Here is a 13,720-nt window from a genome sequence, read left to right on the forward strand (position 1 = left end):
TTTTTGATTATCTCTTATTGACTTCTAGTTTTTAGGTTCTATAATTTTATTACCACTACTAGGAGGAACACATATGTCTAAGGTTTATTCACGTACATATATTGAAAATGTAAAGCTTGAAATGTTGAATAGGTTGGGATTAAAGCAGGTGTTCTATAAAGAACAAATCGGTGATAACTTAATTTATGAAGCGCTGGGGTTTGATAGGGGGACAGAACATCGATTTTGTGTAAGACCAAAAACGGGAACGATTGATGAATTTGTTGCAGGAAAATGGATGAAAGTACACAATTTTATGATTAAGAGTAAAATCAGTTAGCCTTTGGTGTATACAGGAGAAATAATTAAATAAGATAGGTACGGTTTTTATTTTGCTCCGTAACAATCTTAGACGTGGGCTAGACGCTAACGCATATGGTACCTACATTGTTTATAAAACGGACGCAGGCCGAATTGTGAAAGAATATACTAATGGGGAAATCATTCCGATAGATGATTCAGAGCTGTCTCATGAACGAATCGTCTCCTGTAATGTATGTATTTACTGGGAATAACGGTAGTGGAAAAGGCACCATTCGAAATCTAATTACGGATCGACTTGGAGTTAGTCTGAATATAGAGCCTGATGCGTTAGCTCGTGGAATTAATGCCGACCATCCTGAACGTCATAAGATATCAGTTTATTTCGAATGCAATCTCTCGTAGATCTCATTAATTACTTTTGTTTGAAATTTAGGAGTGAAGAAATGAATAATTTTTTTACAGCATTAACTTATGTGAATAAAATGATTTATGAGTCGAATCACTTAACTGTAAAGTCAGTTCAAGAAGAGAAGCAAAATTCTAAGTATGGTGCTGGTACATTTCAATTATCTTCTAAAACAATTCGATTCAGAGTTGCGAATATAACACCTACCAAAGTAGGGCAGTTTGTTGCATTTTGGGAAAAAGACGAAAATAATAAAAATCAATCCTACTCATATGAAGAAGCCCTTGATTTATTAGTTATAACTACCTTTAAAAATGAAAATGAGTTTGGACAATTTATTTTTCCAAAAGATATTCTTTTAAAACAGAACATTCTTAGGTCTACTTCAACAAAGGGCAAAATGGCAATAAGAGTTTATCCTAGCTGGGATAGTCCGAGTAGTAAACAAGCGATGACAACTCAAAAATGGCAGTTACCCTATTTTGTTGATATGTGTAATCCGAATAAATTATCCTTAGAAAAAATAATAGAACTGTATTCTCTTTAATCCTCTGCAATCGGGCGTGATTGTTGGACAAATATTTTTTAGAAAAGGGTGGCTGCGGCTACTCTTTTTTTATTTCGCCAGGGGGAAACATAACGGGAAGTGTCAACGATAAATGTCTGACTGGAGCAAAGCGGAAGTAATTTAAGGAGTTGATACGAGAGATTGTTTTCACCCTCTTTTGTTCTTTAAACCGTTGTGATCGATAATAGTGACTCTTCTGGTGAAATTATGTTAGAAGTAGAGCATAACACGATAAAATATAGGCTGGATTCTATACTGGCGTGGTTGGAGATTATTGGGAAATATTCACAAAGGTGAAGAAATATTTATACCTAAATGTTACGGTCAGTGTTCAATATGAACTGGCCGTTTTTGCTTTTCGAAGATACATATTTAAATCGTACATGCTTGTGAACAGGAATCGATAGCAAGGGTTACTCTTTCCGAAGCCATTTACCCATTTATTTGTAAAGGTAAGAGGCTCTGATATTAGTGCCTTTTCAAATAAGGTATCATTATTTAATGAGGTTTCTGGTGTGAGCATTATAATCCAATTCTCATCAACGATTCGATTCATATCTTTTTCGATAATAGTGTTCGAACTAGGTTTGTAAACGTTGCTCGTCTCTTTCGAATTATCAGTACCTTATTTTGGTTAATTGGTACGTATGATATACTAGAAAACGATGATAAACATAGGGGCAAACATCCAGAAGCGCACATAAAATACCTGTGAGGTTCGCACCTGAAAACCTTGAATAACAGCTATAATTTGGGTATTATTGGATTTTTAAAAGAGAAGAGAAGTATGGATTCATCTACTTTGCACTAAAAGGTCGTTGGAAATCCACGTTTTTATTACCTTTTAGCAGTCGCACTCTACATGAGTGCGTGGATTGAAATTATTTAACGAAAGCAGTGCGAGAAATCCGAATGTTGTCGCACTCTATATGAGTGCGTGGATTGAAATGAAGTTATTGAAGCCCCGACGACAGGGATATTAGGTCGCACTCTATATGAGTGCATGGATTGTAATTCGTCGATTTGATGAAGATGACCCATCCCATTTAGTCGCACTCTATACGAGTGCGTGGGAATAAAATCCGTTTGCCAATAATCACACAAACCTCCCCAAGCCGTATAGAGGGCGAGAAGAATTCATGCAACTATAATATATGGCTAGCTACCTTTGTGTATCTAAGAGTATTGAAAGATTAATAGAATTGACAGTGGACGGGAATTGGCACAACTTCTTCCGTTCATTTCCCCGTACATGCACTTCTAGGCATTCACCCACATACACTAAAGAACAGACTTCAATGATCGACTAGACCGTGACGCGTTGCATTCTGTCTAAGGAAATTCAACTTGGGGGTGTTCGGTTCAATGCCTGGATTGATCTCAGCAATTGCGCTGTTTATTAAGCAGCTAACACTGCTAGTATCGTACGTCAAAAATAACGCCTTTCCACAACCCTTACCTGAGAAAGAGGAGAGCAAGTACTTAAAGTTGATGGCCGAAGGAGACGGCTACGCGCGAAATATGCTTATTGAACATAACCTGCGACTGGTGGCGCACATCGTCAAGAAATTTGATAACACAGGCGAGGATTTAGAAGACCTCATCTCCATTGGGACAATTGGTTTGATTAAAGCCATTGAGAGTTACCAGCCCGATAAAGGGACAAAATTAGCTACGTTTGCTGCTCGTTGTATAGAAAATGAGATACTGATGCATTTACGTTCTCTCAAAAAGACACGAAAAGACGTATCCCTCCATGATCCGATCGGAACTGACAAAGAGGGCAACGAAATAACTCTAATAGATATTCTAGGTAGCGAAGCAGATGACATAGCAGATTTAGTCCAGCTTAAGATTGAGAAAAGTAAAATTTATCGTAACTTAGATATTTTAGATCCAAGAGAGCAAGAAGTGATTAAAGGTCGCTTTGGACTGGAGCAGGGTGGGGAAGAACGAACTCAGCGGGAAATTGCTAAGGAGTTAGGCATTTCTCGGTCTTATGTTTCTCGCATTGAGAAACGCGCACTCATGAAGCTTTATCATGAATTCTATAAGGCTAAACGTTAAGATTGCATAAGAAAAGATACCCAAACCGCTCAGTAATTATACCAGAGCGGTTTTTATCATGAACAAAGGTTGTTCATGGCTTTGTAAGCGTTATAATAGAATGATAAATCTAACAAGGACATGAGGAGGAACATGATGAAAGTTATGCCTTTAACATCAAGAGGAATATCTTCTAGCCGTTTAATACTTGGATGTATGCCGTTCGGTGGAGGTTGGAACCGTGACCCCATCACAGATGCGGACAGGCTCTCTGCAGAGAAGGCGGTTGATGCTGCGCTCTCTATCGGTATTTCGATGTTCGACCATGCCAATATATATACGATGGGTAAAGCGGAGGAGACATTCGGAGGAATTCTCAGAAACCGTCCGCAACTTCGCGAACAAATGGTAATCCAATCGAAGTGTGGTATACGTTTAGCTGAGGGGTCTGTTCCGGGACATTTCGATTTCTCCAAAGAACACATACTAGAATCCGTTGATGGGACGTTAGGGAGATTAGGGATTGAATATTTAGACATACTGCTTCTTCATCGTCCAGACCCATTAGTTGAACCAGAAGAGGTGGCAGAAGCATTAGGTGAGCTTAAATCTTCGGGTAAGGTTCGTTACTTTGGGGTTTCTAATATGAGTGTAGCCCAGATGCGCTATCTTCAGCGTAGTATACCAGATCAACTGGCGGTGAATCAGCTGGAGATGAGCTTAGGTCATTTGGACTTTTTGAATCAGAGTATTCTGGTGAATCAAGAGGCTGGGGCTAATGTGAATTTCTCTGAAGGATTAATGGAGCACTGCCAAATGGAGAACATTCAGATTCAGGCATGGGGACCACTGGCGCAAGGACGCTATTCTGGTCGTTCTGTAGAGGACGAGCCTGAGCATGTGCAGAAGACCGCTGCAATGGTGCAACAAATGGCGCAAGAGAAAGGCACCACACCAGAAGCTATCGTGCTCGGTTGGTTGATGAAGCACCCAGCGATGATTCAGCCAGTGATTGGAACGACGAATGCTGAACGGATCATCGCATGTGAAGATGCCGAGCGGCAATCCCAACAGATGACTAGAGAAGAATGGTATTCTCTTTATGTTAGTGCTAGAGGACAAGCGATGCCTTAATAGAATAGCTGAAAAATAGCTGTGTTTGCATAAAAGAGACCGTCAGGGTTACATTCCTCCTGATGGTCTTATTTTATAATATAGGGCTCTAGCTTACAATCAGTGCTTGCTGAAAAATAGAATTTTATGCTGATCATAGCGTAGGGGAGGGAATTGTCCTGGAGAAGCAACACGGTCGCCTAAAAGCCTTCCTTTGGAAAGCTACTTCGGAAGCATACACTTTGCCCCTGAATTTATACCGCAAACAGCGGTATATTCAAAAAAATTCGGGGGCAACAGCGATTCGGAAGGATAATCCGTCCGCGTAGCGGTCATTTATCAACACATTACATTTTGCAAGCACTGATTTTGGTGTCGAGGCAAATAGAAAGCTATCTTATTTAGCTACGCTCCAAGATGGTATTTAGCGTTGTACGATCAAGTCCTTTTACAAGGGTGATTAATAACTCTTTAGCCGCCTCATAGTCATCAGTGTGGATGATAGAAGAGGAAGTATGAATATAGCGTGAACAAATGCCAATGACCGTTGAAGGAACACCAATACCACTGAGATGAACTTGACCCGCATCTGTTCCTCCTGGTGATACAAAGTATTGGTATTTGATTTTATGAGTTTCAGCAGTATCCTGTACATACTCGACAAGACCCCGATGCGTTAGCATGGTAGGGTCAAAGATCCGAAGTAATGCACCTTGACCAATGTGTCCAAATTGGTTCTTATCACCTGTCATATCATTGGCTGCACTAGCATCTAGAGCAAAGAAGATGTCTGGTTGAATAAGATTGGCGGCTGTACGGGCACCTCGAAGACCTAACTCTTCTTGAACCGTAGCACCGATGTAGACCGTATTAGGTAACTTTTCTTTGTGCAGAGCCTGCAAGGATTCGATCGCAAGGCCAAGACCATAACGATTATCCCAAGCTTTAGCCATGATTTTCTTCGGATTAGCAAGTGGGGTGAATTCACAAATTGGAACGATCTGTTGCCCAGGGTGTATTCCGAATGATTCTGCTTCTTCGCGATGATCTGCACCAATATCTAGATACATGGATTTGATATCTACAGGTTTGTTGCGTTGGGATTCATCTAGAAGATGTGTGGGTGTAGAACCAACCACTCCGATAATAGGGCCGTTATCCGTGATGAGTTGCAGACGTTGCGCAAGTACGGCTTGGCTCCACCAGCCACCAAGCGGCTGGAAGCGAATCATGCCCGTATCCGTAATGCCAGTTACCATGAAACCCACTTCATCGAAATGCCCGGCGACCATAACCTTAGGGCCACTCTCATCTCCCCGAAGTACGCCAAACATGCTTCCCAGTCTATCTTGAACAAATTCTTCCGTATATGAGGACATGGCCTCTTTTACCCAGGTTCGTAAGTCTCTTTCGAAGCCTGAGGCTGCTGGGAATTCTGTTAGTTTGCGAAATAAATCCATTGTCGTTTGATTCATGTGAAGAACGCTCCTTTTTGTATGCTACTTTTATATGTATTTCAGTTCCACCTTCTTTAGTATGAACTTTACTAAGGTGGTTGTCCACGTTCCGTAAATGAATTGGAAGCACAAATAATACGATATTTGAATAAAATGCAAGGGACAAATGCTCCGTACTAAGTTTTAGGAAAGGGGCACATATGATGGAGCTGGTGAAGAAAGAACTTATCGTTATTTATGTATTATTTATTTTATTGATTATCGCTCTATTATGCCTTTTTTATTGACGATCTATGATGACATGGAGAAACTGTCACATCCTTTAGTACCCTTAGACGACAAGAGGATTGCCCACTTGTTTATCGTTGCAGAGAAGTAACGAATGCATACATTTATGGTTAGCTGCCACTCTTAGTTCGGATAACTAGGGTGGCTATTTATGCTATTTGTCAATTTGGATGATTTACCAAACATAACAGAGGAGAGTGTGGCAAATAATGATAATAGAGTGAATGAGGTTAGGGGGTGTTCTTAATTTGTCGGCGAACAAGAACAAGGGAGCAGGCTCCAGTGCTGATTCATTAGGACAGGAAGAATATAAGAAAATCGCTAAAAAACATGAACCTTCACGCAATATGCTTAGAAACTGTATTCGGGCTTTTTTTGTGGGTGGCTTGATCTGTCTTATTGGACAAGGGGTACAACAATCCTTTATGGCTATCTTCGATATGACAAGTACCAAAGCGAGTAGCCCAACTGTAGCGGTGATGATTATTATATCTGTTGTACTGACTTGCTTAGGGGTATATGACAAAATTGCGCAGTGGGCTGGTGGAGGTACAAGTGTCCCTGTAACTGGATTCGCTAATTCCATGTGTTCGGCTGCTTTAGAGCATCGTGCAGAGGGATTGGTTCTAGGTGTAGGGGCAAACATGTTCAAGCTGGCTGGACCCGTAATCGTGTTTGGTGTCGTTGCTGCGTTTTTTGTAGGCATCATCTATGCGATTTTTGGTATTCAGGGAGGTCATTAAGATGGAAATGGAGGAATCATGATATGCAGTTTCTTTGGGCATTTATAGTGGGCGGTCTGATCTGTGTCATAGGACAAATTATGATGGATGGATTCAGATTGACACCCGCGCATACGATGAGTTCGTTAGTAGTTGCTGGTGCGGTAGCAGATGGACTTGGATGGTATGATCCATTGGTGGAATTTGCGGGTGCGGGTGCTTCTGTTCCAATTACAAGCTTTGGTAGTGCGCTCGTGCATGGAGCTTTGACAGAACTACAGCGAGATGGATGGATTGGAGTCGTGACCGGGATTTTTGATGTAACAAGCGCGGGTATTTCCTCGGCGATTATCTTTTCATTCTTGGCAGCTGTGCTGGTGAAACCACGGGGATAATATGAGGAAATGAACACTAATAAAATTAGGATGAAAATTATTTGCCGGAAACTTATGTTTCCGGTTATTTGCATTTTTTGTATCCTTTGTATCGTTTGTATAGGTTTATGAGTAGTTTAGGAACTCTATCCAATGTACTTTATGAGTATTCATCATGTACAATAAAAGAAATGTTCTATTATAGGAGGCCTGGAATACATGCCGATTCGTAATGAATCTATTCAAATCATTTCAGAAGTTCGCTCGAATCTAGAATCATGTATATTAGGTAAATCTTTCGAAATACAATTACTGCTCACGGCACTTTTGGCTGGGGGGCATGTTCTAATTGAAGATGTACCAGGTACGGGTAAGACCCAATTAATTAAAGCGCTCGCTAAATCAATTAGTGGAGATTATCGCCGAATTCAATGTAATCCTGATATTCTACCGAGTGATATTACGGGAGTCTCTGTATTTCACCCACGAGAGGAACAGTTTAATTTCAGACCTGGGCCTGTCATGACTAACATATTACTTGTTGATGAAATTAATCGTGCGACAACAAAGACACAATCCGCCCTACTTGAGGTAATGGAGGAGCGTAACGTAACAGTAGATGGGGAGACGCATGAACTACCCAAGCCCTTTATGCTCTGTGCTACACAGAACCCCATCGATTTCGAGGGTACTTATATGCTCCCTGAAGCTCAGCTAGATCGGTTCATGATGAAGATGAGTCTCGGCTATCCAGATGCTATAACGGAGAAAACTCTATTATTGAAACATCAAGATGGACAACCCATCGATAGACTAGCCTCTGTTACGCATATGGTACAGATTGCGGCTATGCAGATTGAAATTCGCGACGTATACATAAGTGATGCTATAACCGATTATATGTTAAGTATTATAAGGAATACACGCGAGCATACTGCAGTATTACTCGGGGCAAGTCCACGAGCGTCGTTATCATTCATGATGGCATGTAAAGCATATGCATGTATAGAAGGCCGAGATTATGTTCTTCCAGATGACGTTAAGATATTAGCTCCCTATGTTCTATCGCACCGTATTCTACTACGTCCCGAATCAAGACTTGAAAGTATTAACGCCACCTCGGTATTGCAAAGTATCATTCAACAGGTGAAAGTACCTGTGACTATGGAGCGATAAATATGGGCGGGTTAGGGTTGACACTTAAGAACGGATTACGTACACCTAAATTTTGGGCACTATTTTTGGTATGGATAGTTAGTTTATTATATGTGCTATTTCAAGGTGGAAAAACGTCCATCATGCTGTTTGCAATGATTAATCTCCTGGCCATTTACCTCATTATAGGAGGTTATAGCGGGGTTCGTCGTGGTAATGGCGTTCGCCATATGACATTGAATGAAGAACGTGGTGAACTTCTCCATGCTGGAGATCAGGTTCATGTGAAACTCAATGTTCACATTCCCAGTATTTTTCCTTTTCCTTATATTATTGTGAAGGATATATTAAAAAGACATACTGGAGAATCTTGGTCCTTTGAAGAAAGTGTGGTTCCTAGTTTGCGTGGGAAAGGTGAACTGAAGTTTCAGACCCCTCCATTAGAACGGGGGAGATACAATTTTATGAAGACAGAGTGCGTAAGCGAGGATATCTTTGGTTTGATGGAACATAGAGGGCTACTCCATGTTCCAGGACAATTCAGAGTAAAGCCACGAACCATATTCATTCCTTATTGGCAATTGTTTGATCGAAATTCTCGTCACGCGGGTCCACAAATGGCGTTATCTTCTTCCCGTAGAGAGACAACTCAGATTAATGGTGTACGTGATTATGTATATGGTGATCGGATTTCTAGAATCCACTGGAATGCAACAGCTAAGACAGGGACATGGAAGTCTAAGGAATTTGAACATGAATCTGTTCCCAAAACGATATTAATTCTGGATGCAATTGCTTCTAATTACTCTTCATCTGAGCAATTTGAACTTGCGGTATCGACGGTATCCTCTTTGCTAGAGTATGGGAACCGTGAACGTATTAGTATTGGGTTATGTACATTGGGGAAGAAGCTGAGTGTATTTGTTCCGTCGGAGAGTACACTAGAGCGGCAAAAAATGATGCATCATCTTGTGGATCTAGACGCCGACGGACAAGGTGCTATTCTTCCAAAGTTAGAGGCAGGCATGCGTAGGCTCCCTCAAGGTTCTTACTTTGTGTTAGTGAGTCCACTGAGTGGGCAACCGGTTCTTGATATTATGCGCTGGGCGAATACTTATGGCATGAGTCCCTCTCATGTCCAGATCGTAAATTCTTCTGCAAAGAGTATACCAGACTTCACATCGGTATTAAGATCGCGTGGAATTTATGGATGTTCCATTTCCTCTCTACAAGAACTTCCAAGCGCTATAGGAGGGGGAGCCTCATGAAGGAGCGTCAGTCTTTTTTGAAATATGATGGATTTAAAAGTTTCTCGTATCTATGGATATGGATTGTAGCTTCGCAGTGGCTTATATATACAGAATCTATCTGGTATTCAGAGACAACTGCGTTAGTGGGCCGAATATTATTACTTATTGCTATCATTGAAATTCTACTTCCATTAAGGTTACTTTATAGAATGATTATTCAAGGTATCTTAATCCTGTTTGTTATTCGTTCCACGCTTATTTCACATTTGGTATATGTACCTTACGCAGATGGATTTGCAGAGCAAGTAGGGCAATTCATTGATAATCTGGATCCATATGTTTGGTTTGCCCTAATGACTTGGGTATTATATATATCCTGCGCTACCCTTGTGACAACCCAGCGTCGTATTCTTTTGTTTATGGGACTTAATATTGCTGTTTTTACGATTCTAGATTCGTTCACATCAGAGGTATCATGGGTGGAAGTCGGTTGGATGATATTTTCGCTTATGGGATGGTTAGTAAGCCAGCATTTACAACGCTTTAAGCGGAGATTCCCTAAGGGCTGGAGACAACTGGTTAGGAACCCATTGGAGATGTGCGTCCATATTTCACTGGTTTTTGCACTTCTGTTTCTTGTAGGCATAAGTATGCCTAAAGTCAACCCGGTCTTTACAGATCCTTATACGTTATGGAAAGACTGGAACGATACGACGGATACAGAATCTAATAACGGTGAAGGGATGGGTGTCAAGGTTCCTTCAAGTGGCGCTTCAGGGTATAGCGCTGAAGATAACCAATTGGGCAGTGGATTTGAATTCGATTATACCCCTGTTATGACGGTTTCGTCTTCTAAACGTAGCTATTGGCGCGGAGAGACTAGAAGAGTCTATACTGGGACTGGATGGGCAGATAAGCCCAGTAGCATCAAAGGTTACGATGATGTAGATGTGGATGAAAAGCTCGGATTGGAATATGGATCACAACTGAACACGGAGACGGTGCAGCAGAAGGTAACGATGTTGAACAATATTAACTATCCAGTACTATTCGGTGCCTTTACCATTGCTTCTGTTCAAATGATTAATGAAGAGAAGGATATTTCTGGACTGCAATGGAAAGGGTCTCAGGGTGAACTTCATTGGAATGTAGAATCTAAGCCGATGGACTATCCTCGTAGATATACAATCACATCTGAGATTCCAATCCTTCCTGTCAAAGAGTTACAAACGAAGAGTTATGAAGATTTGTACGCTAATTTTGATGAAACTGAATATTTACAAATACCTAATAATTTCCCGGACAGAGTGACAACTTTGGCTAAGGAGATTACGGAATCAACAGATGCTCCCTTTGAAAAAATGGCCTTATTACAGCAATATTTGCAAGCAAAATATAAGTATACGAACACACCAGATCTTTCACTGAAAAAGAGTGATGATTTCGTGGATAGCTTTTTATTTGAGATTCAAGCAGGCTATTGTGATTACTTCTCAACTGCGATGGCTATGATGGCTCGTTCGCTTGATATTCCAACACGTTGGGTCAAAGGATATGCTCCAGGTAGTCAGCCTAATATGACGGATATTCAGATGACTCAACCGAATAGTGTTAATACGGTGAGCTATACGGTGACCAATGCGGATGCCCATTCTTGGGTGGAGGCTTACTTTGGACCTGATTATGGCTGGATTCCAATTGAAGCGACACCAGGCTTTGACATGGCTCTTTTAACGGAACAGGATATAAGAGATTTGGATATACAGGACGAAGAGACAGAAGAGGAGCAGGATCAGAGTGACGAGATAGTGACTCCTGAGAATGATTCATCTTTTTTGTCATCAGATATGTTTAGGGGGATTACCTTAGGTGCAATACTGATAGTCATAAGTAGTATAGCTTATGTAGCGTGGCGTTTCCGCGTTGAACTACACTATTTGATATTGCGATTAAGAATGGGTAAGACGTTATCAGTTGATCACAAGATCATGGTGGAAACAGAACGTTGGCTTCATTATTTGCATAAGCGTGGAATGACAAGAAATCAAGATCAGACACTCCGTGAAGCTGTGGCAAGTTGGGAGCAGAGTACGCCGGAACTCGCCGGAACACTGACGCCATTGCTACAACTTTTTGAGAAAGCTAGATATAGCCCTGAGGCGGTGTCGATGGAGGATTGGCGTAAAGTTCGTTCCTATACAGTACAGCTTAAGGATACGCTGGGAACCATAAAATAATAAATAGGACATTCAAGTCCTTTTTGCTTAGGCAAAAGGGACGGTTTGTTTTGTACTAAAGCTTCACATTATGGTATAGTTTGTCGTATGAAACAGAGGTGACTGGACTTGTTTGAAATGCTGATGCCTAAATTACGGGTGAATACAGTGTTTGATATCGACTTGGAAGACTTATATGCAAAGGGATACCGGGGGATTATTACGGATTTGGACAATACGCTAGTAGGTGCCAAAACACCACTTGCCCATCCGGAATTGATCGCTTGGTTTGAATTGGTGAAAAAGATTGGTTTTCAACTAATCATTGTATCTAATAATCAAATGGAAAGGGTGTCGGCTTTTGCGGCTCCTTTGGATATTCAATTTGTGCATCAAGCCCGCAAACCTTTTAATGCCCCTTTTCATAAGGCGATGAAGTTGATGGGACTTTCCAATACAGAGACTATTGTTATAGGTGACCAAATGCTTACGGATGTGTATGGCGGTAATCGGCTCGGTCTATTAACGGTACTAGTGCTTCCGATTTCTGTGCAAGATGAAGGATGGACAACAAGAATGAACCGAAGAGTAGAACGGATTGCGTTGACAAGCCTTCGGAAAAAAGGATTATGGCTCGAGGAGGAACACAGAGAATGAATGAAGCTATTGGCGAGCAAGAGGCCATGAATTGTAGCGGTTGCGGAATTAAACTACAAACGCAGCAAGCTGATTTACCGGGCTTTGTACCGGAGAAGGCGTTGGAGCAGGATCCTATTATCTGCCAGCGTTGTTTTCGTATCAAAAATTACAATGAATCATCTTCCGTTACTGTAGATCAGAATGAATTCCTAAAGCTACTGAGTCAGATCGGCAATAAGGATGCACTTGTGATTCATATCGTAGATCTATTTGATTTCGAGGGGAGTATGATTTCAGGATTACAACGCTTTGTAGGGAATAATCCTGTGATTCTTGTTGTAAACAAGATCGATCTTCTTCCTAAAGTAACGAATTGGAACAAGCTTAAGAATTGGGTCCAGAAGCAAGCGAAGGAACATGGACTGAAGACGGAAGAAATCATCCTATGTAGTGCCAAGAAGAATCAGGGATTCGAAAGACTACTTGAGACGATGACTACTTTTCGTGGCGATCGAGATGTGTACGTAGTTGGCGCGACGAATGTTGGTAAATCAACATTAATTAATCGTCTGATCAGAGACTACAGCGATCTAGAGCAAGAATTGACGACTTCACGGTATCCAGGAACAACACTTGATATGGTGAATATACCTCTTGATGATGGACGTTATATCATCGATACGCCAGGTATTGTTTACCCATGGCGTTTCAGTGAGCTTGTGAGCCGTGAGGATCTTGGAGCAACGATGCCTGAGAATCCACTCAAACCGCTCGTGTATCAGTTAAATGAAGGCCAGACTCTATTTTTTGGAGCCATGGTGCGATTTGACTTCATCCAGGGCGAACGTCAGTCGTTTACATGTTTCTTGAGCAATCGGATTAGCATACATCGAACCAAATTAGAACGTGCGGATTCTCTGTACGCAGATCATGCGGGTGAGATGTTGTCCCCTCCGAACGTCGAGAATCTTCCCAAATTACCTGAATGGACAAGACATGAAATTCGGATTAAAAAGGGATCACGCTCCGATGTATTTATTTCTGGATTAGGTTGGGTCAAGATTAACAGTGATCAGGGAGCTACGATTGCAGTACATGCACCTCGTGGCGTCAAAGTGCTAACTAGACCTTCTTTGATATAGATTAAATCATGGGAAGGTGGTTGATAAGCCGTGAATGATTT

At 41.3% G+C, this 13,720-nt stretch carries 13 protein-coding genes; 12 read left to right on the forward strand and 1 reads right to left on the reverse strand.

Translation table 11 applies throughout. The annotated features are described in order from the left end of the window. Positions 1-73 precede the first annotated feature (73 nt). The 5 genes from J2T13_RS02485 to J2T13_RS02505 all read left to right on the forward strand — a co-directional run bounded on the left by J2T13_RS02485 (position 74) and on the right by J2T13_RS02505 (position 4,457). Positions 74-319 carry a hypothetical protein gene (locus J2T13_RS02485; RefSeq protein ID WP_429368002.1) on the forward strand — a complete coding sequence of 82 codons (246 nt, stop codon included), beginning with the start codon at positions 74-76 and terminating at the stop codon, positions 317-319. A 191-nt stretch (positions 320-510) separates the two neighbouring features. Further along, positions 511-705 (forward strand): hypothetical protein, encoded by a 195-nt coding sequence (locus J2T13_RS02490; protein WP_429368004.1) that lies wholly within the window; start codon positions 511-513, stop codon positions 703-705. 41 nt (positions 706-746) lie between these two features. Further along, positions 747-1,256, forward strand: coding sequence for a MepB family protein (locus J2T13_RS02495; RefSeq protein ID WP_429368006.1), 510 nt, complete (start codon positions 747-749; stop codon positions 1,254-1,256). Positions 1,257-2,642: 1,386 nt separating this feature from the next. Further along, a complete protein-coding gene (gene sigK, locus J2T13_RS02500) occupies positions 2,643-3,344 on the forward strand; it encodes an RNA polymerase sporulation sigma factor SigK (protein ID WP_429368008.1) in 702 nt (233 codons plus the stop codon). 135 nt (positions 3,345-3,479) lie between these two features. Further along, positions 3,480-4,457 (forward strand): aldo/keto reductase, encoded by a 978-nt coding sequence (locus J2T13_RS02505; RefSeq protein ID WP_429368313.1) that lies wholly within the window; start codon positions 3,480-3,482, stop codon positions 4,455-4,457. A gap of 380 nt (positions 4,458-4,837) precedes the next feature. On the opposite strand, the gene J2T13_RS02510 is transcribed toward J2T13_RS02505, so the two are convergent. Continuing rightward, positions 4,838-5,911, reverse strand: a complete 1,074-nt coding sequence (locus J2T13_RS02510; RefSeq protein ID WP_429368010.1) for a M42 family metallopeptidase — start codon at positions 5,909-5,911, stop codon at positions 4,838-4,840. Positions 5,912-6,429: 518 nt separating this feature from the next. On the opposite strand from J2T13_RS02510, the gene spoVAC reads away from it, so the two are divergent. The 7 genes from spoVAC to yqeH all read left to right on the forward strand — a co-directional run bounded on the left by spoVAC (position 6,430) and on the right by yqeH (position 13,679). After that, positions 6,430-6,924, forward strand: coding sequence for a stage V sporulation protein AC (gene spoVAC / locus J2T13_RS02515; protein ID WP_429368012.1), 495 nt, complete (start codon positions 6,430-6,432; stop codon positions 6,922-6,924). Positions 6,925-6,947: 23 nt separating this feature from the next. Continuing rightward, positions 6,948-7,298, forward strand: coding sequence for a stage V sporulation protein AE (gene spoVAE, locus J2T13_RS02520; protein ID WP_429368014.1), 351 nt, complete (start codon positions 6,948-6,950; stop codon positions 7,296-7,298). Positions 7,299-7,496: 198 nt separating this feature from the next. Continuing rightward, on the forward strand, positions 7,497-8,453 hold the full coding sequence (locus J2T13_RS02525) for an AAA family ATPase (RefSeq protein ID WP_429368015.1): 957 nt from the start codon (positions 7,497-7,499) through the stop codon (positions 8,451-8,453). A 2-nt stretch (positions 8,454-8,455) separates the two neighbouring features. Next, positions 8,456-9,700, forward strand: a complete 1,245-nt coding sequence (locus J2T13_RS02530; protein WP_429368017.1) for a DUF58 domain-containing protein — start codon at positions 8,456-8,458, stop codon at positions 9,698-9,700. Further along, the gene (locus tag J2T13_RS02535) at positions 9,697-11,919 is read left to right on the forward strand and encodes a DUF4129 domain-containing transglutaminase family protein (RefSeq protein ID WP_429368019.1); all 2,223 of its coding nucleotides are present in this window, start codon (positions 9,697-9,699) and stop codon (positions 11,917-11,919) included. Before J2T13_RS02530 ends, J2T13_RS02535 begins: the two co-directional genes overlap by 4 nt. A gap of 108 nt (positions 11,920-12,027) precedes the next feature. After that, on the forward strand, positions 12,028-12,555 hold the full coding sequence (locus J2T13_RS02540; RefSeq protein ID WP_429368021.1) for a YqeG family HAD IIIA-type phosphatase: 528 nt from the start codon (positions 12,028-12,030) through the stop codon (positions 12,553-12,555). Then, a complete protein-coding gene (gene yqeH, locus J2T13_RS02545; RefSeq protein ID WP_429368023.1) occupies positions 12,552-13,679 on the forward strand; it encodes a ribosome biogenesis GTPase YqeH in 1,128 nt (375 codons plus the stop codon). The genes J2T13_RS02540 and yqeH overlap by 4 nt, the downstream gene beginning before the upstream one ends. Positions 13,680-13,720: the final 41 nt, after the last annotated feature.

Source organism: Paenibacillus sp. DS2015 (assembly GCF_050433705.1).
In the GTDB taxonomy this organism is placed as follows: Bacteria; Bacillota; Bacilli; order Paenibacillales; family Paenibacillaceae; genus Paenibacillus_AQ.

Coding starts and splice junctions, on each gene's coding strand:
- J2T13_RS02485 (WP_429368002.1), top strand. CDS start 74: ATGTCTAAGGTTTATTCACGTACATATATTGAAAATGTAAAGCTTGAA.
- J2T13_RS02490 (WP_429368004.1), top strand. CDS start 511: ATGAACGAATCGTCTCCTGTAATGTATGTATTTACTGGGAATAACGGT.
- J2T13_RS02495 (WP_429368006.1), top strand. CDS start 747: ATGAATAATTTTTTTACAGCATTAACTTATGTGAATAAAATGATTTAT.
- sigK (WP_429368008.1), top strand. CDS start 2,643: ATGCCTGGATTGATCTCAGCAATTGCGCTGTTTATTAAGCAGCTAACA.
- J2T13_RS02505 (WP_429368313.1), top strand. CDS start 3,480: ATGAAAGTTATGCCTTTAACATCAAGAGGAATATCTTCTAGCCGTTTA.
- J2T13_RS02510 (WP_429368010.1), bottom strand. CDS start 5,911: ATGAATCAAACGACAATGGATTTATTTCGCAAACTAACAGAATTCCCA.
- spoVAE (WP_429368014.1), top strand. CDS start 6,948: ATGCAGTTTCTTTGGGCATTTATAGTGGGCGGTCTGATCTGTGTCATA.
- J2T13_RS02525 (WP_429368015.1), top strand. CDS start 7,497: ATGCCGATTCGTAATGAATCTATTCAAATCATTTCAGAAGTTCGCTCG.
- J2T13_RS02530 (WP_429368017.1), top strand. CDS start 8,456: ATGGGCGGGTTAGGGTTGACACTTAAGAACGGATTACGTACACCTAAA.
- J2T13_RS02535 (WP_429368019.1), top strand. CDS start 9,697: ATGAAGGAGCGTCAGTCTTTTTTGAAATATGATGGATTTAAAAGTTTC.
- yqeH (WP_429368023.1), top strand. CDS start 12,552: ATGAATGAAGCTATTGGCGAGCAAGAGGCCATGAATTGTAGCGGTTGC.